Origin of the sequence: Streptococcus sp. LMAG:39, assembly GCF_008680485.1 — a bacterium.
GTDB lineage: Bacteria > Bacillota > Bacilli > Lactobacillales > Streptococcaceae > Streptococcus > Streptococcus pasteurianus.
The window spans coordinates 789814-809297 of record NZ_NALE01000001.1; the positions used below are offsets into that span (position 1 = coordinate 789814).

Sequence of the window (19484 nt, forward strand, 5' to 3'; positions counted from 1 at the left end):
ATTATTATGACAAAAAAGATTTTTGGAGTTCTTGGATTAGGAATTTTTGGACGTACTGTTGTTGAAGAATTAAATAAATTCGAGCAAGAGGTCATTGCTTTAGATAGATATGAAAATCTCGTTCAAAATGTGGCTGATATGGCAACTAAGGCAGCTGTTGGTGATATGACAGATATTGAATTTTTAAAAGCCGTCGGCATTGCGCAATGTGATGTTGTCGTAATTGCAACTGGAAACACCCTGGAATCTTCAGTTCTTGCCATTATGCACTGTAAAAAATTAGGGGTAAAAACTATTCTGGCCAAAGCCAAAAATGCAACTTATGAAGAAGTGCTTTACGGCATTGGGGCGACTAAAGTTATCACACCAGAACGCGACTCTGGAAAAAGAGTTGCTTCAAATATGCTTCGACACCATATTAAAAATATTATTCACATCGAGGATAATATTGCTATGATTGAATTTTCTATTCCTGATTCTTGGGTTGGAAAAAGTCTAGTTCAGCTGGACCTTCGACACAAATACGATCTTAATTTAATCGGTATTCGTAAAAAATCAACGTCAAGTCTTGATACCCCTATCAATCCCAACCAAGCTTTTGAAGCCAATACTGAAGTCGTTGCCATTGCAAATGACAATACGTTTGAAAAATTTGATTATCTTGGTTATTTGAAATAAGAAAAAAACGTATAAACCGTTGAACAGCTAATTGTTCTGGGTTATACGTTTTTTTAATGCCAAGGATTGTAAAAACGTCCTTGGTTAAGATGGAAAAGCCACAAACTAATAATGACTAGTAAAATAGCAACCACAATAGTCAACAAATCCGCTGTTGTGAATTTTTGATAAGTGTACCAAGTACGCTTTTTATTTTTTCCAAAACGACGTAGCTCCATGGCTGTTGACACCGTATCAATTCGCTCAAGTGAGCTGAAAATCAAGGGAATGACAATTTGGAGGTTTCCTTTGATACGTTTCATTAGTTTTTCTTTTTGTGATAGTTCCAGTCCACGCGCTTCTTGTGACATTCGAATCATGTAAAATTCTTCTTGCACGTTAGGAATATAGCGTAGGGTCAGACTAACTGCATAGGCGACCTTGTAAGACACACCGATTTGATTCAGACTTGAAGCAAATTGACTTGGCTGCGTTGTCATAAGAAATAAGACAGCCAACGGAACCGTGCAAAAATATTTCAAAGCAAGGTTAAACAGATAAAATAATTCTTGACTGGTAAGATAAAATCGCCCATAGCCTTGTAGCAAAATGGTCTTAGTTCCATAAATTGTTTCGCCATAATTCGGCGCAAACAAATACACCATGACCACATTTAAAAAAGCAAAAAAGCCAATAAATTTGACGACAAAAGAAACTTGCTGCCAACGAATGCCTGCTATTTTAAACAAAACAAGGGAAGCAATACCAATTGCTGCTATCAAACGCGTATCATAGGTTGTCATACAAGCAACCGATACCAAAACAAAGAAAATTAATTTGCTGGCACCTGACAATTGATAAAGGAAACCACGACCACTCTGATAACCAATAAGATGACTAGCCATGAATACCTCCCTCTTTTTCAATGTAATAATGCGTCAAGGCAATTGGGTCAACTGCTAATTTTTCTGCTAATTCAAACAAGCTAGTCTTTTTCAAGTTAGCTTTTTCTAGGATAGTATTTTGATTGAATAATGCCACTGGCGAACAATCCGCAATGATTTCACCATTGCTCACTACAATACTGCGGTCAGAATACTCCAACATCAACTGCATATCATGGGTTATCATGATAATGGTATGCCCTGCTTTATTGAGCTGATTAAGGAAATTCATGATTTCAGTATAATTTCGCTTATCTTGACCTGCTGTCGGTTCATCTAAAAGAATGATTTCAGGATTCATTACCAGAACCGAAGCAATTGTCACTCGTTTTTTCTGACCAAAAGACAGCGCAGAAATAGGCCATTTTCGGAATTCATATAAACCACAAACTTTTAACGTTTCCAACACGCGTTTTTCAACGTCTTGCTCAGCTACTCCACGCAAACGAAGTCCAAGCGCCACCTCATCAAAAATCATCGTCTGACTAATCATCTGATTTGGATTTTGAAGAACATAACCGATTTTTTCGGCACGCTCTTTGATAGACTCCATCATAATCGATTGTCCTCTATAACGAATATCACCTTCTGGCGTGATAAATTGGCAGATAGCTTTTGCCAAAGTTGACTTGCCAGCACCATTTTTTCCCACAATGGCAATCCGTTCACCTTGATTAATCTCAAAATTGATATTTTTCAAAATAGAACGATTCTCTTGATAAGCAAAATGTAGCTGCTCAACCGTTAAAAGCTTATCCTGCGGTACTTCTTCTTGAATTGAACTAGGCGCCATTACAGTAATATTTGTCAAATCAACTTGACTTAGATCTGACAGATGTTCCATTGATGTCACATCAACACCCAAATCTTTTAAAGCCGTTACGTAAAGTGGCTCACGAATGCCATTTTGAATCAAAAGCTCTGTCCGTAATAGCTCATCTGGATGACCATCAAATAAAATCTGACCATCATTCACCAAAACGACTTTATCCACATGACGATAGAGCACATCTTCCAAACGATGTTCAATGATAATCGTCGTCGCCTTTTCTTCATGATGAATATGGTCAATCAAATCAATCATTTCTTGACCTGATTTTGGGTCTAGATTGGCAAGGGGCTCGTCAAAAAGTAAAATCGGACTCTCATCAATCAGAACCCCCGCTAAACTAACACGTTGTTTTTGTCCACCTGACAAATCTTGCGGACGATTGTCTAAAAACTCTGTTAAATCAAGCCTTTTTGCCCAATGAGCAACTTTTTCTTGCATTTCTTCCAAAGAAACACAGTCATTTTCAAGCGCAAAAGCCAAGTCCTCTGCCACAGTTAATCCAATGAATTGACCATCTGGGTCTTGTAAAACCGTAGAAACCAAATGAGACTTGTCGTAAATAGACAAGCCAAATGCTTCTTTACCATCAATAGTAAACTGCCCAGATTTCTCCCCATGGTAAATATTAGGGATAATCCCATTAAGACAGTGACCAATTGTTGATTTTCCAGAACCTGATGGACCTATGATGAGTACCTTTTGTCCTTTTTCAATCGTTAAATTAAGAGATTCTAACGTTGGTTCTGCTTGAATATCATATTTAAAAGTGAAATCCTTAAATTGAATAAAGGGCTTCATGACTATTCTCCTAAAAAATGATTAGGAGCAGGGAACCCCTGCTTCTACTTATGTATTAATCTTTGGTTAGGCTACCTGATTGCGTGCGTGTTTTAGAATATACTGCAAGCAAGAGGGAACCACCAATAGCGATTGTCAAACTGTTGATAGCTGCTGATAAAATACCTTGAGCAAAAACTTTGCTTGCTGGTTCGCTGTAAATCAAAATATCACCATAAGGGGCAATCAAAGCCCAACCAACAACATTAGCAATAATCTGTACAGCATTAAACCAAACATAATCTTTTACTGTCAAAGGACTTTTTTCAATATTGATTTTCTTAGCTAATAAGCCAATAGCCAAACCAATCAAGCCACTAACAAGCACCCATGTCCACCAAGGTGAACCATATTGAAGGGCATCTTTCAGGGCATGTCCAATAAAACCAGAAAAGAAACCAACCGTCGGACCATAAATCACAGCAAAAAGAGCAATTACGGCATATTGTAATTGAATATTGGTATTTGGGATAGGTGTTGGAATGTTAATCAAAGTTCCAACGATAATGAACAAGGCTGCGCCAATTCCTGTCGCAACAACGGTTTTTATCGAATTATTTTTCATAATGATACTCCTAATTTTTTAATCTCAATGCGCCAATTAGATCCGACCCCAACATTATAAGCCTTGGCAAATGACCCTTGGTTGATAGCAAGTCCAACACGATAAAGTGAGTTAATATAGATAATCGGCTGACCAATTCGCACATCTGCAAATGATTTTCCGTAAGTCACTTGATTTTGGTAAACCAACATATCGTTATTAAAAATGGTCACTTCAAAACGGTCACCAAATTCAGGCGATAACGTATAAAACTCTTCACGTTTAATTGATGTCCACAATGACCCAAAACGAACATCTAAAATATCGACTGCCCCACGCACAGCATTCTCCAGAATTTCTGTCTCAACGACAGGCAATTCCAAAACAGCTTCAACAGGTAATTCTGGTCCCACTTCTTCAAATGAAATATGACCGCTAGCTAGTTTTGCTCCTGTATAAGCATAAACATCACGTCCGTGGAATGTATAAGAATACTCTGTATTCTTGCGTCTATTTTTAACCTCTGAAATTTCTCGGACTGCCTTGATACCAACATGTGTTTTGATATAGGTTAAAGTGCCATTATCAGGTGTCACGATAAACTGGTTGTTCTCTGTTAAAGCAACAACACTTTTTCGCTTTGAACCAACTCCTGGATCAACCACTGAAACAAAAGTGGTTCCTTCTGGCCAATATTCCACCGTTTGAAAAAGGCGATAAGAGGCCTCAAAGATATTATAAGGAGTAATATCATGAGTTAAATTATGAATTTTTAAAGTTGGCTCTTCCTGCAAGGCAACTCCAACCATGGCAGCAACTGCCCCGTCAACCAAACCAAAATCCGATTGTAAAACAAGTAAATGATTGCTCAAAATGATATTTCCTCCTTTTTGATGTTGTTTTATTTTACCATAAATAAGGTATATTTTAAAGAAGCTTATTTCTTGAACCAGTTATAAATACAGGTTATAGCAAGGGTTTTAATATAAAAAATAGCTGAGCAATTTGCCCAGCTACGGTGATTAGTTATGTTTTGCTTTTTTGTTTTTACCCCAGACGGATTTTTCAGCTACTGCTGTAAAAAGAACGTCCGTTGATGAGTTAAGCGCTGTTTCACAAGAATCTTGAACAACACCAACAATAAACCCAACACCAACAACTTGCATAGCAATATCGTTTGAAATGCCAAATAAACTACACGCAACTGGAATCAATAGGAGAGAACCACCTGCCACACCAGAAGCACCACAAGCAGATACTGCTGAAATCACACTCAATAAGAAAGCAGTTGGAAAATCAACACTAATTCCGAGGGTGTTAACCGCAGCGAGTGTTAAGACGTTAATCGTAATCGCTGCACCAGCCATATTGATTGTTGCTCCAAGAGGAATAGATACTGAATAAGTGTCTTTATTCAAGCCTAAATCTTCACAGAGTTTCATATTGACAGGGATATTTGCCGCTGAACTACGCGTAAAGAAGGCTGTCAAACCAGATTCTTTCAAACAACGAAAAACAAGTGGGTAGGGATTTTGACGGATCATCACAAACGCAATTAATGGATTAACCACCAGAGCCACAAAAAACATTGTTCCAACTAGAGTTACAATCAAGAAACCATAATTAGCTAAAATTCCGATTCCATTATCAGAAATAGTGTTAAAGACCAAACCTAAAATACCAAATGGCGCTAAATTAATAATCCAACGCACAACCTGCGACGTTACTTCTGCCATAGTTTGTAGTAAGTCTTTAGTTTGTTGGCTAGCATTGCGCATCGCAAGCCCAAAGACAACTGCCCAGGCCAGCACTCCAATATAGTTAGCAGATGCAATAGCATTGACAGGGTTATCCACAACTTTGAGTAAGAGGTCTTTGAAAACTTCTGCTACCCCTTCTGGTGCTGATAAATCCGATTCTGCTACATTGGCTAATGTCAATTTTAACGGGAAAATGTAGTTAACTAATATTGCTACTAGCGCTGCAGCCAATGTTCCAATAAGGTAAAGGCCGACAACTGTTGACATATTAGTCTTTTGTCCTGCTTCATGTTGTGATAAAGCATTGGCAACCAAAACAAAAACCAGTAATGGTGCCACAGCTTTAAGACCACCTACAAATAAATCTCCCAAAATGCCGATTCCTGATAATTTTGGAAAGGATACTCCCAGAATTAAACCAAGGATCACTCCCATAATGATACGTTTGATTAGGCTAGTTCTATTCCAAACCCCAATAAAATGTCTCATAGTAACTCCTCATATAGTAATAACTTTTTTATAATAATACAAAACCGCTACTTCGTCAAACATCCTTCTCACAAGATTTGTTAAATAACAGCACTTAAATACACTATTTCCCAAATATTTTCACAATTTAAATTTTTTGATGATACCTCTTTTGTCATTATTTACCGTATTTTGCGGCTTTAGGACACGGATTGCCAGCTTTTTATGAGCATTTGTTTATCATTTTTGAACTTTTCTTCTATTGACGACAGCTTGTCGGTTCGCTATAATATTTGTCATACAATTTTACTCAATTAAAAAGTAATTGTAAGCATTTTTCATTATTAGGAGGACATATGAAACCATTTAAAAATATTTATGTCATTATCGGTTTCATGTTATTTGCTCTATTTTTTGGAGCGGGTAACCTTATTTACCCTGCCTTTTTAGGCATTTATTCTGGAAGTAACTTAACCTTGGCTATTCTTGGTTTCTGCTTGACAGGCGTCACTTTGCCATTGCTTGGAGTCGTTGCTGTTGCTTATTCTGGTGCTAGCGACGTCGAGGATTTTGCACGCCCTGTTTCACGCCACTATGCCTTGTTATTTTCGATTGCCCTCTATTTGTCAATTGGACCTTTCTTTGCGATTCCAAGGACAGGTGCTACTTCATTCTCGATTGGGATTCAACCAATTTTAGGTGATAGCATTGGTGTAAAAATTGCTTACGGTTTGCTCTTTTTTGGTCTTTCGTACATTTTAGCCATTAAACCAAGCAAGATTGCTGATCGTATTGGGAAATATTTGACACCTGCGCTTCTTATCATTCTTGCAATCTTGGTGATTGCTTCCTTTGTCAAACCAGCTGGTGACATTGGTACTGCTTATAACGCCGCTAACGATATTAGTAATGCCTTTAAAGACGTCCCTTTTGTTGCGGGGCTCATTCAAGGATATGGTACAATGGACGCCCTTGCCTCCCTTGCTTTTGCCATTATCGTTATCAATGCTAGTAAACAACACGGTGCCAAAAATCAGTCAGAAGTCGCTCTTTTGACCTTCAAATCTGGTATCATTGCAACCATATTGCTTGCGCTTATTTACATTTTTGTGTCTCGTATCGGTGCAACATCACAAAGCTTATTTACACTTACTAACGGACAATTTACATTTAATGGCGCTGCTATTGATGGTGGAAACGTTTTAGGACAAGCAGCTTATTTCTATCTTGGAAACACTGGACGAGCAGTTCTTGCGGCAGCAATTTTCCTTGCTTGCTTAACGACAGCAACAGGGCTAATCACAGCCTGCGCAGAATATTTCCACAAACTACAACCAAAATTGTCTCACGTTGCTTGGGCAAGTATCTTTACCTTGATTGCTTTATTCTTCTACTTTGGTGGTCTTTCTGAGTTGATTAAATGGTCATTGCCAGTTCTTTACCTTCTCTACCCACTTACAGTCGTGATTGTTCTTTTGGTACTCCTTGATAAATTCTTCAATAATAGTCCAATTGTTTATCGCTTAACCATTGGTTTCACTGTTATTCCAGCACTATATGATGCCTTTTCAACATTATCTACAATGACTGGCTTATTCACACTTCCAACGAGCTTCGTTGAATTCTTCACAACAATTGTTCCATTCGGACAATTCTCAATGGGGTGGATTAGCTTTGCCCTCGTCGGCTTCATTCTTAGCATATTTATCACAAAAGTCAAAAAAGCATAGATAATATGATTACTAACAAAACACACTAAACTCAAATGAGTTTGGTGTGTTTTGTTATCTTATTTTCCAAGCAAACTAATGCGTTCTTGGATGTGTTTGCTATTTTCAATTTCATCAACAAAGCCAATAGCATAGTCTGCATAGCTGATAATACTTTCACCCTTATCGTTTGTAGTTAATTCTTCACCAGCAAGAATATATTGCCCTATACGGTTACCGTCAGCTTGAAAATCTGCTGCTGGGCTAACAAATGTCCATTTGACATCATTGCGTTCACGAATTTCTGCCAATGATTGACGTTGCGCATTAGCCAATGGTTTGAAAACAGCAGGAAATTCTGGTGTGTCAACCAATTGCACGGTATGTTCAGGATTGACATAAAGACTTCCTGCACCACCAACAATCATCAAGCGTGTATCTGTTCCTGACAACAAATCTGCTAAATGCTTTTGTGAATCGCTGTGAAGATGAAGTTGGTCTTCTGTCCAAGCCCCAAAAGCATCCACAACCACATCAAAGCCAGCCAGATCTTCTTTTGTTAAGTCAAATAAGTCTTTTTCAATAACTTTCTGAGCTTTTGATTTATTAGAACTACGAACAACTGCTGTGACATCATGTCCGCGATTAAGCGCTTCTTCAACGATTAATTGACCTGCTTTACCATTTGCGGCAACTACTGCAATTTTCATAATGATTCCTCCAAAATATAAATAATTTTCGTTGTAATATATTCAATTACAACTATATCTATAGTATATTCTTCTTCAGATGTAATGTCAATAGTTACAACTAAAAAGTTGTAAGTTTTTTAATTACAACAAAAATATGCTATAATACTCTTAACAAATTAGATTAGTACAAGGAGAAAAAATGCCTTACTCTGCACGATTAGCGACTTCTGTCCATATCCTATTAGCTATTTATCATTTTGAAAATAAAGAAAAAGTGACATCTACCTTTCTCGCTAACAGTATCCAGACCAATCCTGTGATTGTCCGAAATTTATTGGGGAAATTACAAAAAGCTGAACTCGTAAAGGTAGAAGCTGGTGTTGGCGGAGCGCATTTGACAAAAGCACCTCAAGAACTCACTTTTTGGGATATTTTTCAAGCAGTCGAAGATAAAAACAAGCCTATTTTTAAAGCTAATGATGATACCAACCCCAATTGCCCAGTTGGTCGCGTGGTGAACTCCGTTTTACAACCACGTATTGATGAGGTTCAAGAAAATTTTAAAGCTTCTCTCGAGAATATCACTCTTGCTAGTCTCATTACAGACATGGACAATAAAATAGCACAAAACAATCATTAAGCACTTCTGTTTTCACAGAAGTGCTTTTTTCTATTTATGACTTAGTTTTTTAGTGAGGAAGTCTCCGATAAATTGGATAATAAAGACTAGGATAAGGATACAGATTGTTGCAACGATAGTGACATCTGTTGCTGAGCGGTTATAACCGTAGTAAATGGCAATATAACCAAGACCACCTGCTCCAATCGCACCCGCCATAGCTGTTTCACCGATAAGTGAGATGAGCGTTACTGTTGAGACACGGATAAGTTCTGGCAAACCTTCGCTAAGGTAAATTTTAATAATATCCCAAAGGGTAGCTCCTGAAGCTTGTGCGGCTTCAATAACACCTCTATCCATTTCTGAAAAGACAACTTGAACCTGACGAGCATAGAAGGCAAATGTCGCTGCTGATAGCGGAATTAGCGCCGCTGTTCGACCTAGGTTGGTTCCAACGATAGCATAGGTGAAACCTTTCAAAATAGCCAACAAAATGATGAAAGGAATGGCACGAACAATTGACGTGAAAATATCTAAAATTTTAAACCCAATACGATTGCTAAGCACACCATTTGGTCCAGTTAGAACTAAAAATAATCCCATTAAAAGTCCTAAAATGCCACCAATCACAAATGACCAGCCAGTCATATAAAGCGTTGCTGAAAAGGCATCTGACCAAGAATTCGTTCCTTCCCAACCAATGCGGTAAACATTTGGTAAATTTGTCTCAATCCATTCAATCATTTAGGCACCTCGTTTCAATACAGTTAATTCAATTCCAGCTTCAAGAATAGCTGTTTGGGCAGCAGCAAGCGCATCGGCTTCACCAGATAGTACAACAATCATTTCACCAACTGGTGTATCGTCTAGAATTTCAATATTTCCATAAAGGATATTCGCTGTTACTTCAAATTGTTTGTAAATCTGATTTAAAATAGGCTCGTCTGTTGATGTTCCTGCGTATTTCAATTGAACAAGCAAATCGTCTTTTGGCAAATGTTGCACAAGAGCTTGCTTTTCAATTTTAACCAAAGCTTCATCAATACCAGTAGCTGTTTTGATAAATTCTTGCGTCAATGGTTCTTTTGGATTTGAGAAAATGTCCAATACAGAACCTTCTTCAATCAAGTGCCCATTTTGCATAACAGCAACACGGTGACAGATATCTTTAACAATTTGCATTTCGTGCGTAATCATAACCACAGTCAAACCAAGCTTTTGATTCAAATCTTTCAGTAAAGCTAAAATTTGTTTTGTCGTTTTAGGGTCAAGGGCAGATGTTGATTCATCAGAAATCAAGATTTCTGGGTCATTTGCAAGAGCACGCGCAATCGCAACGCGCTGTTTTTGCCCACCTGATAATTGAGCAGGATAATTTTCAGCACGATCTGACAAGTCTACTAATTCAAGCAAATCAGCAACTTTCTTATCTTTTTCCTCTTTTGATAATTTTGAATGACGAAGCGCAAAAGCCACATTTTGGCGCGCTGTTTTTTGTGCCATTAAATTAAAATGTTGGAAAATCATTCCAATTTTTTGACGTTTTTGACGTAAAGCTGCGCCTTTTAACTGCACCTTACCATTGTCAAATGTCACATCATCACCAATCGTAATTTTCCCAGAAGTTGGTGCCTGCAATAGGTTAATCGTACGGACTAAGGTTGATTTCCCTGCTCCAGAATAACCAACAATTCCATAAATTGTACCTTTATCAATCGTAATAGAAACGTCTTTTACTGCTTCTATCTCACGTTTTTTCTGATAAAACGTAATGTCAATATGTTCTAAATTAATAATCGGTTTTGTCATAACTCTTAATCAACTCCTCAATCATTTCAATGTGGGTGTAATAATCCGCCAAATTAACATTTTCATCTCCAGCATGGTCACGGCTATCTGGATTGCCAATACCAAAAGAAGCAATCGGAACTTCTAATGCTTCAAAGAATTGGTGCATTGGTCCAGTACCAGCAGTCGTAGGTAAAACTGAAACACCATTTGGTGAAAATACCTTTGCAATCTCAATCACATTGAGAATAGCTGGGGCAGACATGTCACTACGATAAGCCTTTTCACCCAATGTGTAAACCAACTCCACCTGCTCAAAGCCATATTGTTGCAAATGTTGTTCAATCTTCTGAAGAACATCTCTTGGCACAAGCCCAGGAACCAAACGAACTTCCATTTTAGCCTGAGCTTTAGCTGGTAGAATTGTTTTGACACCTTGCCCTTGATATCCTGTTGAAATTCCTTCAATCGTGATAGCTGGTTCAAAGAAAAGCGTTCGAACTAACTTTTCCTTATCCCTTGTCAACATCGGCAAATTCAAACCATATAGTGTTTTTAGGTTATCAGCATCAAGATTGGCATGTTCTAGTATAAGTGACAACTCACGCTCACTTGGCTCAATGACTTGGTCATAAATCCCGTCAACCAAAATGCGACCAGTTTCATCACGAAGGCTAGCAATTGCATTAATCAAATACCATGATGCTGACTCAATGACCGCACCAAATTTCGAATGAATATCAACCTTAGCAGAATCAACAATCATATCAAAGGTGACAATACCTTTTGTTCCACCAGAAATTTCAATCTGACCTTTGGCATTTGAAATACCTTGCTCCCACACCAATAAATCCGCGCCACGGAGCTCATCAGCGTATTTTTCAAGATAGGTTTCAAGACCCACAGAAGCTGATTCTTCCGAACCTTCCATAATAAATATAATGTTAACTGGAAAATCTCCAAACTCACGGCGATACTTCTGAACGGCTGTCAAGCGTGCTGTAATATGCCCTTTATCGTCATCAACACCACGTCCATACATGTAGCCATCACGGACGGTTAATTCAAAAGGATTTGACGACCAAGGCTGGTCATCATCAGCTGGCACAGTATCATAATGGTTGTAAAAAATAATCGTCTGAGCATCAGGTCTATTGCTCTTAAAACGTGCTAAAACAAACGGCGCCGTACAGGTATCGTCAATCGTCACCTCAGCACCAGCTTCAGTGAAAATATCGCCTAAATAATTTGCTACTTCTGCTAACCCAATTTGCTGTGCAAAAATCGATTTTTTAGCAATTAACTGACGTAAAATCTCAAAATAATATTGAGCAACGTCATCATTTTCAAACTTCTGCAACTGATTACTATCACTTACTACCATTTTCTACCTCTCAAAATTCAAAACACATCGGTAGCACAGTTTTGAAAACTCTCCAAGTTACTATTCTACCATATTGCTAATTATTTTAAAATCCACTCCCGACAAAGAAGCAATTTAGAAGTTATTAACTCTCCATAAAATATGAAATAATGCTTTAGAGACTGGGAAGTTATCCCAGCCTCTAATTTTTCATTTTCAATAGGCTATATTAATCGTCATCAGAAGATGATGAAGATGGTGTTGCGCCATCCCATGCAGGAATATCAGCACCATCTGAAGCTTCTTCGATGATTTTTCCGACTTCGTTTGTTTGGTAAACAGAAACTAAAGTCTTGATAGCATCAGCTTTGTCTGATTTTTTCCAACCTTTTTGGGCTGCAATAACGTTAATCCATTGATTTGAGTTTTCATCAACAGCTTCTTTGTAGAGTGTTGTGTCATAGTCAACATCAGCAGATTGTGCATAAGAGTTGTTAATAACTGCAGCGTCAACTGATGTTAATGTAGAAGCAGTTTGAGCAGCATCAACTTCTTTAATATCTAAGTTTTTCGGATTTGATGAAATGTTTTTAATTGTAGCCAATTCATCACCAGAAACGTCTAATTCAATCAAACCTGCAGATTGAAGAAGGTAGAGGGCACGGCTTTCATTTGAAGCATCATTAGGAATTGAAATAGTCCCTTTATCTGGAATATCACTAACGTCAGTGTATTTTGCATCGCCGTCGCTGTCAGTTCCTGAGAAGAGACGAATTGGGCTAAGAAACGTATCAGCAACTTCTACCAAAGTTCCATCATTTTCAGAATTCCAGTTGCTCAAGAAATATTTGTGTTGAAAAGCATTGACATCAATTTCGCCATTTTGAAGGGCTTCGTTTGGTTGATTATAGTCTGTAAATTCAACAAGTTCAATCTTAACACCTTTTTCTTCTGCCAATTCTTCAACTTTATCCCAAAGTGGTTCTGTTGCATCATCTAAAGTCATGACACCAACTTTAAGTGTTTTATCATCAGAAGATGATGAATCTGAAGAACCTCCACACGCTGCCAACAAAACAGTTGACGCCAAAGCTACACTAGCTAATCCAAATAATTTTTTCAATTTCATAGATATGTCCTCTTTCGTTTTAATAAGTGTTTTTATTTTATCCTATTTGATTCTAGGTTTCAAATTGTTATTAACAAGGTTTTCTTATAGTTTAAAACTATAACCAACACTTTTTAATCTGATGTTGGAACTTTCAAATCATTGGCAGAAGGTATGTAATCTCCACCAAGGTATTTTGCAGCAAGTTCTGTCAATGTACCGTCTTCTTGCAATTCTTTCAAACGTTTATTAACAAATTCTTGTAAATCTTCTTGGTCTTGTCCAAAGATGAAATAGATGTATGGTTGCTCTTCTGATTCCAAATCAATGGTTTTCAAATTATCCAAACTTTGATTCTTAATGACAGAATTAACAGTTGGGGCATCAAAAATCTTGAAATCATATTTGCCATCATTTAGATTTGTCAAGATTTGAGTGATGTTTTCATTTGTATAATTGATGTCAACAGTATTATCTGCATTTTCTTCATTATATTCTTCCAATTGAGCAGCGGTTGTCGTTCCTTGAACAACTTGTGTCGAATGACCACCGATATCATCGTAAGATGTTATATCACTGTCATTTGGCACGACAAGTACTGACGGTGTTGAACCGATAGGATATGAGAAGAGGTATTTTGCTGAGCGTTCTTCAGTATAGCTGATGTTATTACCACCCATTTGATATTTTCCTGAATCAAGTCCAGTAAAGATTGAAGACCACTCTGTTTTTTTGAATGTTACTTCGTATTTATCTGAATCTTTAAAGACTGCTTTTGCGACTTCAATATCATAACCTGTCAATTCACCGTCTTCTTCATATGAAAATGGAGCCGTTGTTCCAACTGTTGCAAAGACAACTTCTTCCTTTCCTGAAGAACTAGATGATGAAGATGAGCTTGATGAACAAGCTGCTAAAAAGGTTATAGAGGCTAGTGCAACACCTGTTACACCAAGGATTTTTTTCATTAATGTCATAATTGTCTCCTATTTTTGAAACTCCCTTTCAAAGGTATGCTTACATCTTAACATCACCAAGCTCACTTAACAAATACTTAAAATCTATCACAGTGATAAATAAAACTTATCACACACGGCTAATCCTTTTTAGAACGGTAATAGTCTAGTAGATACAGAGCATTTTGTACATAATAATTAACAGCTGTTGGTAGGGCTTCATCTTTTACAGTAAAGGTATCATGATGTAAATCTGCTGCATTGTCATCACCGTTGCTGCCAATCAAGGCAAAAACGCCTGGAATATGTTCTTGGTAGGTCGCAAAGTCTTCTCCTCCTGTTAATGGAGCAACTTCTAAAACTTCCGCAAACTGTTTTGAATGCTCAAAAATAAGCGGGGTCAACGTCTCGTCGTTATAAGTCACCGTTGGTGTTTTTCCCCACTCGATAGTGACTTGTGCGCCAAATTGCTCGGCTGTATTTTTCACAATTTTGGTAAATCGCTCACGCAAATGCTGACGATTTTCTGGCGTAAATGATCGAATCGTTCCTTCAAAATAGCCTGAATCCGGCAAAACATTCCATGTCGTCCCAGCATCAATATGTGTCACCGATAACACTGCCGCATCAAATGGCGAAACCGTTCGACTGATAATCGCCTGCAAATTATTTACAATGGTCGTAATGGTCAAAATTGTATCAATGCCAAAATCTGGACGCGCAGCATGACCGCTAACACCAGTTACCGTAACCTTAAATTTTTCAACCGCAGCCATAATTGCTTTAGAACGCAAGCCAATTTGCCCCGGTTTAAGATGAGGGTTATTATGGTAGCCTATAATTGCAGACACTCCTTCAATACCACCTGCTTCAATCACCGCATCAGCACCGGTCCCCACTTCCTCAGCTGGCTGGAAAATCAAGCGGATGGTTCCCTTAAGCTCAGCTTCTTTTGCCTTTAATAATTCAGCTGCTCCCAGTAAACTTGTTTGGTGAAAATCGTGTCCACACGCATGCATTGCACCGTTTTTACTTGCGTAATCAAACGTATTGGCTTCTCGAATCGGCAGAGCATCAATATCAGCTCGAAGCGCAATAATTGGCTCACCTTGGCCAATTTCGGCAATAAATCCTGTTTTTAAACCTGTTTCAACAATGCGAATTCCAAGATTGGAAAGATGATTTTTCAGAAATTCTGTCGTATTAAATTCACGTTCAGACACTTCTGGATGTTGATGAATATCACGACGAATTTTGGTTAATTTTTCATAAAGTTCTGCTGTCATTTGTTCACCTCTAATGCTGATGCTTCTGGTAAATAGCTACCACCTAAATATTTTTGACTCAATTTTTCCAGAGTCCCATTGTTATACAACATCTACAAACAACTTTATTAAAAGCTGTTTGTAGATATTGGCTATCACTTGAAAAGATGATGTAGTTATCCGGATTATCATCTGTATTCAGCTCAATACTCGTCAAATCCAGATTCTTTTGTTTAATAATCGTTTCAACTGAGATTTTATCAAAAATCAATAAAACTGCCAATTCCAATAAAACTTTTCCCATTTTCAGTTCTCCTAAATATCTGGATACCAAAAAAACTGACTGACATCAGCTTTATCTATATTATAATGTTTTTACCAAATAATTGAACAGCAAACGACTTTCACTTTTTTCTAGAAGAAGTTCTGGGTGCCATTGAATTCCCAAAATTGGAGCACCATGTTTACTTTCATAAGCTTCGATTGTCCCGTCACGAACATCACGCGCTGTCGCAATCAAATTAGGTGCCAAATCTTTGACACTTTGATGATGAAACGAATTAATCCATGAACCTGACTTCACCAAATGGCTAACGCGACTATTCGGCAAAATTTCCACTTTATGAGATGTACCCGAAATATCATCTTGCCAATGATTATCAACCTTTTGATTAAGTGTGCCACCCAAAGCAACATTAAGCAATTGCATACCACGGCAGACTGCAAAAATCGGTTTATTTTGACGAATGGCTTCTTTCACCAAAGCAAATTCAAATTCATCACGTTCTAAGCTGTAATCGTCACTATCAACTTCTTTTTCTTCACCGTAAAATTCTGGCGTAACATTTTGTCCACCTGATAAAACTAATTTATCAATCATACTGATATAGGTTTTAGCAAGGTCTGGTGTTCCCACAGGAATGATGATTGGAACCCCTCCAGCTACCTTAACACCATCTGATAAATGACGAGAAACCGCATCAAAATACATTCCTGACATAGCTGGCATTTCTTTGATATTTCCTGTAATCCCAACAATGACTTGTTTCATTTGATGTCCTCACTTTCGTTAGTTTTAAGGTTGCTTTACTGTGATAAATTTATTCTATCCTAAATTCGCACTAATTGCCAATAGATTTTTTTTATCACCAAGATAGCCTTAGCTTATCACCAAAAATAAAAAGGATACTCAGCTCAAAAAGGCTGAATATCCCATCATTTTATCAACGATATCTGATATTAGAAATCTGATACGTTATGGTAAACTTTTTGAACATCTTCGTCATCTTCAAGAACATCAACAAGTTTTTCAAAGACTTCAAGGTCTTCACCTTCAAGTGTCACTTCTGATTGAGGAATCATTTCAAGTTCAGTTACTTTGAATTCTTCAATACCGTTAGCACGCAAAGCTTCGATACCTTTGTGAAGGTCAGTTGGGGCTGTATAAACGGTAACAACACCATCTTCTGCTTCAACGTCTTCAACATCAACATCAGCTTCTAGCAATTGTTCAAAAACGCTATCTACGTCATCACCATCAAAGACAATAACACCTTTTTTATCGAACATGTAAGATACAGAACCAGATGCTCCCATGTTACCACCGTTTTTACCAAATGCAGTACGTAAGTTAGCAGCAGTACGGTTCACATTACTTGTCAAAGTATCCACGATAATCATTGAACCGTTTGGTCCAAATCCTTCGTAACGACCTTCAACGAAAGTTTCGTCTGTATTACCTTTTGCTTTATCGATTGCGCGATCGATAACGTGTTTTGGTACTTGCGCTTGTTTTGCACGTTCAAGTACAAATTTCAAAGTTGAATTTGATTCTGGATCTGGTTCACCTTCTTTAGCAGCAACATAGATTTCGACACCAAATTTCGCATAAACTTTAGAGTTAGCACCATCTTTGGCAGTTTTTTTGGCAACAATATTGGCCCACTTACGTCCCATGGGTAGTCTCCTTTGTAAAGATTATTTTTATTTTAGCATGATTAATTGATTTGGACACCGTAAATCTCCAAATCATTGAACTACTGAACTAGCAAAGCTAAATTCGTAATCCTTAATATTATAGCACTTTGACGAGGCTGTGTAAAATGGGGAGTTTAAATTCCATACAATTGACTAAATGGACATTTTTTGGAAAAAGAAGCCTTTTTACGGCACATAAATGATTAAAAATCAGCTCAAATCTCGCAAATATTGTGCCAAGGACATTGGTGCTTTTCCTAGCACACACTCAATATCATCTGATAAGCCTGCTTGTTCCCCTTTAGCGATTGCGGTATAAGTTGACACCCAAGAATCGTATTCCCATTGCTCGGCTTGCCAAATTTTGCGAGAGTCGTAAGCTTCCTCAACAGTTTCTTCAACGTACGTCACCGTTTTTCCAAGAGAATGACTGATTTGCTCTGTCATTTCCGATAATGTCAATTCTTCTGGTCCTGTCATATTTAAGGTTTGATTTGCCCACTTTTCAGGATTTTTAAGAATTTCTACTGCCACATCGGCAACATCCGAACGCACAACAGCAGAAACTTTTCCATTACCTGCTGGACCTTTGATTTCACCGTATTGGCGTGCCATATCAACAAAAAAATCAATATAAAAATTATCACGCAAAAAAGTGTATGCCAATCCTTCTTCCTTAATATATTGCTCCGTTGCCGCATGGTCACGTGCCAAAGTAAAGATTGAACTTGGACTAGCATTGTAAAACGAAGTGTAAACAATATGCTTAACACCAGCCGCTTTAGCAGCATCAATAAAAGCCCTGTGTTGTTGCAAACGTTCAGGATTCTCCTTGGCTGAAATCATAAAAAGCACATTAATCCCTGAAAGAGCCGCGATAGCTTCATCAGAATACTCATAACTGCATTTTTTCACAGTTGCCCCTGCCAGTTTGGGAGCACGTTCTGGCGAACGCGCCAAGTGACGTGCCGCAACACCTGCTTCTGATAATTCCTTGGCGACAAAACCACCCAAATGCCCCGTCACACCAGTAATCGCTAATGTCGTCATGTTTTTTTCCTCCGTTAGCTTTAATCACCTTCATTTTAGCATGAGCTCACAAAAACTGCTGACATTTAGTTTGAAAATGAAAAGCCAAGCTTTTTAAAAGCTTGGGCTACTTATAAATTATCCGTTATTTTTAACATATTCTGCAATGGCAGAGCTGACAAAACTAGCTGTCCCTTGACCTGCCGCTTTATCGATAAAAGCTGTGAAACGATTATCCGCAATATACATTTGCCCCAGACCTGACAAAATCTCCATATCACATGGGTAAAAATGCTCACTAATATAGCTTTGTAAAGTTTCAACTTGTTTTTGAACCTTGCTATCAGAAAAAGAAAACTCTTTTAGCTTTGCAAAGTCTCTCATTATCGCTGCCATTTCTTCCGTAATGACCGAAAAATCAGTCTGTGGATTTTTTTCAAATGCTTGATAAGCTTCCGTCGTTCCCCAACGTTCTTTAGCTTCTCTTTGAAAAGCTTCCAACTCTGACTTGTCGTAAGCCGTAAATGTCATCATGTTTCCTCCATTTTCCTGCAAGGACTTGGCATGACAAATAACTTTTTCCAAATGCTCTTTTTTCAATTCGAGCCATTTTATCTGCTCGCATAAAGCTTCTTCTTTGTCATAGCTTGGGTCCGACAGGATTTCCTTTATTTTTTTAAGAGGAAATTCTAGCTCACGAAACAGAAGAATTTCTTGCAAGCGTTCAAATGCGTCCATATCATAAAAGCGATAGCCATTTTCCCCAATAAAGGAGGGAGTTAAAAGACCAATCTGGTCATAATAATGCAACGTTCGCACGCTAATGCCTGATATCTGACTCATCTCTTTTACTGTTTTCATGTACTAGCTCCTCTCGATGATAAGTATAGGCTATAACGTTACGTTAGGGTCAAGAGAAAAAATGAAGTTTTTTAC

At 37.8% G+C, this 19484-nt stretch carries 19 protein-coding genes and 1 pseudogene; 3 read left to right on the forward strand and 17 right to left on the reverse strand.

All coding sequences use genetic code 11. The annotated features are described in order from the left end of the window. The first annotated feature begins 6 nt into the window (after positions 1-6). On the forward strand, positions 7-678 hold the full coding sequence (gene ktrA / locus CCC20_RS03845; protein ID WP_003066197.1) for a potassium uptake transporter gating subunit KtrA: 672 nt from the start codon (positions 7-9) through the stop codon (positions 676-678). Positions 679-731: 53 nt separating this feature from the next. On the opposite strand, the gene CCC20_RS03850 is transcribed toward ktrA, so the two are convergent. The 5 genes from CCC20_RS03850 to sstT form a co-directional block, all read right to left on the reverse strand. Next, positions 732-1562: an energy-coupling factor transporter transmembrane component T family protein gene (locus CCC20_RS03850; protein ID WP_003066199.1), complete on the reverse strand. Its 831-nt coding sequence runs from the start codon at positions 1560-1562 to the stop codon at positions 732-734. Continuing rightward, a complete protein-coding gene (locus CCC20_RS03855; RefSeq protein WP_003066201.1) occupies positions 1555-3231 on the reverse strand; it encodes an ABC transporter ATP-binding protein in 1677 nt (558 codons plus the stop codon). The genes CCC20_RS03850 and CCC20_RS03855 overlap by 8 nt, the downstream gene beginning before the upstream one ends. A gap of 55 nt (positions 3232-3286) precedes the next feature. Then, positions 3287-3835: an ECF-type riboflavin transporter substrate-binding protein gene (locus CCC20_RS03860; protein WP_003066204.1), complete on the reverse strand. Its 549-nt coding sequence runs from the start codon at positions 3833-3835 to the stop codon at positions 3287-3289. Then, positions 3832-4686 (reverse strand): SAM hydrolase/SAM-dependent halogenase family protein, encoded by an 855-nt coding sequence (locus CCC20_RS03865; RefSeq protein ID WP_013643373.1) that lies wholly within the window; start codon positions 4684-4686, stop codon positions 3832-3834. The genes CCC20_RS03860 and CCC20_RS03865 overlap by 4 nt, the downstream gene beginning before the upstream one ends. 150 nt (positions 4687-4836) lie before the next feature. Further along, positions 4837-6063 (reverse strand): serine/threonine transporter SstT, encoded by a 1227-nt coding sequence (sstT, locus tag CCC20_RS03870; RefSeq protein ID WP_003066208.1) that lies wholly within the window; start codon positions 6061-6063, stop codon positions 4837-4839. A 335-nt stretch (positions 6064-6398) separates the two neighbouring features. Here sstT and brnQ point away from each other — a divergent pair, with 335 nt between their 5' ends. Further along, positions 6399-7772 carry a branched-chain amino acid transport system II carrier protein gene (gene brnQ / locus CCC20_RS03875; RefSeq protein WP_003066210.1) on the forward strand — a complete coding sequence of 458 codons (1374 nt, stop codon included), beginning with the start codon at positions 6399-6401 and terminating at the stop codon, positions 7770-7772. Between the two features lie 59 nt (positions 7773-7831). Here the strand turns inward: brnQ and CCC20_RS03880 are convergent, their stop codons facing one another. Continuing rightward, positions 7832-8461 carry an NAD(P)-dependent oxidoreductase gene (locus CCC20_RS03880; RefSeq protein ID WP_003066212.1) on the reverse strand — a complete coding sequence of 210 codons (630 nt, stop codon included), beginning with the start codon at positions 8459-8461 and terminating at the stop codon, positions 7832-7834. Positions 8462-8642: 181 nt separating this feature from the next. On the opposite strand from CCC20_RS03880, the gene CCC20_RS03885 reads away from it, so the two are divergent. Beyond that, positions 8643-9083 (forward strand): Rrf2 family transcriptional regulator, encoded by a 441-nt coding sequence (locus CCC20_RS03885; protein WP_003066214.1) that lies wholly within the window; start codon positions 8643-8645, stop codon positions 9081-9083. Positions 9084-9113: 30 nt separating this feature from the next. Here the strand turns inward: CCC20_RS03885 and CCC20_RS03890 are convergent, their stop codons facing one another. The 11 genes and pseudogenes from CCC20_RS03890 to CCC20_RS03940 all read right to left on the reverse strand — a co-directional run bounded on the left by CCC20_RS03890 (position 9114) and on the right by CCC20_RS03940 (position 19409). Continuing rightward, complete coding sequence (locus tag CCC20_RS03890; protein ID WP_003066216.1) at positions 9114-9806, reverse strand: methionine ABC transporter permease; 693 nt, start codon at positions 9804-9806, stop codon at positions 9114-9116. Further along, positions 9807-10871: a methionine ABC transporter ATP-binding protein gene (locus CCC20_RS03895; protein ID WP_003066218.1), complete on the reverse strand. Its 1065-nt coding sequence runs from the start codon at positions 10869-10871 to the stop codon at positions 9807-9809. Further along, a complete protein-coding gene (locus tag CCC20_RS03900; protein ID WP_013852185.1) occupies positions 10852-12234 on the reverse strand; it encodes a M20/M25/M40 family metallo-hydrolase in 1383 nt (460 codons plus the stop codon). The genes CCC20_RS03895 and CCC20_RS03900 overlap by 20 nt, the downstream gene beginning before the upstream one ends. Positions 12235-12442: 208 nt before the next feature. Further along, the gene (locus CCC20_RS03905; protein ID WP_287179281.1) at positions 12443-13342 is read right to left on the reverse strand and encodes a MetQ/NlpA family ABC transporter substrate-binding protein; all 900 of its coding nucleotides are present in this window, start codon (positions 13340-13342) and stop codon (positions 12443-12445) included. A gap of 113 nt (positions 13343-13455) precedes the next feature. Then, the gene (locus tag CCC20_RS03910) at positions 13456-14298 is read right to left on the reverse strand and encodes an amino acid ABC transporter substrate-binding protein (RefSeq protein ID WP_013852195.1); all 843 of its coding nucleotides are present in this window, start codon (positions 14296-14298) and stop codon (positions 13456-13458) included. Positions 14299-14417: 119 nt separating this feature from the next. Continuing rightward, positions 14418-15563, reverse strand: coding sequence for an amidohydrolase (locus CCC20_RS03915; RefSeq protein ID WP_013852196.1), 1146 nt, complete (start codon positions 15561-15563; stop codon positions 14418-14420). Next, positions 15560-15813 (reverse strand): annotated as a pseudogene (locus tag CCC20_RS03920) (amino acid ABC transporter substrate-binding protein); the annotation flags it as partial. The gene CCC20_RS03915 and the pseudogene CCC20_RS03920, both read right to left, overlap by 4 nt. Before the next feature lie 93 nt (positions 15814-15906). Continuing rightward, on the reverse strand, positions 15907-16593 hold the full coding sequence (locus CCC20_RS03925) for a gamma-glutamyl-gamma-aminobutyrate hydrolase family protein (RefSeq protein WP_003066229.1): 687 nt from the start codon (positions 16591-16593) through the stop codon (positions 15907-15909). A gap of 188 nt (positions 16594-16781) precedes the next feature. Beyond that, complete coding sequence (locus CCC20_RS03930; protein WP_003066231.1) at positions 16782-17498, reverse strand: YebC/PmpR family DNA-binding transcriptional regulator; 717 nt, start codon at positions 17496-17498, stop codon at positions 16782-16784. A gap of 231 nt (positions 17499-17729) precedes the next feature. After that, positions 17730-18569, reverse strand: coding sequence for an SDR family oxidoreductase (locus CCC20_RS03935; protein WP_270619593.1), 840 nt, complete (start codon positions 18567-18569; stop codon positions 17730-17732). Positions 18570-18686: 117 nt separating this feature from the next. Next, positions 18687-19409, reverse strand: coding sequence for a MerR family transcriptional regulator (locus tag CCC20_RS03940; RefSeq protein WP_270619592.1), 723 nt, complete (start codon positions 19407-19409; stop codon positions 18687-18689). Between the last annotated feature and the right edge of the window lie 75 nt (positions 19410-19484).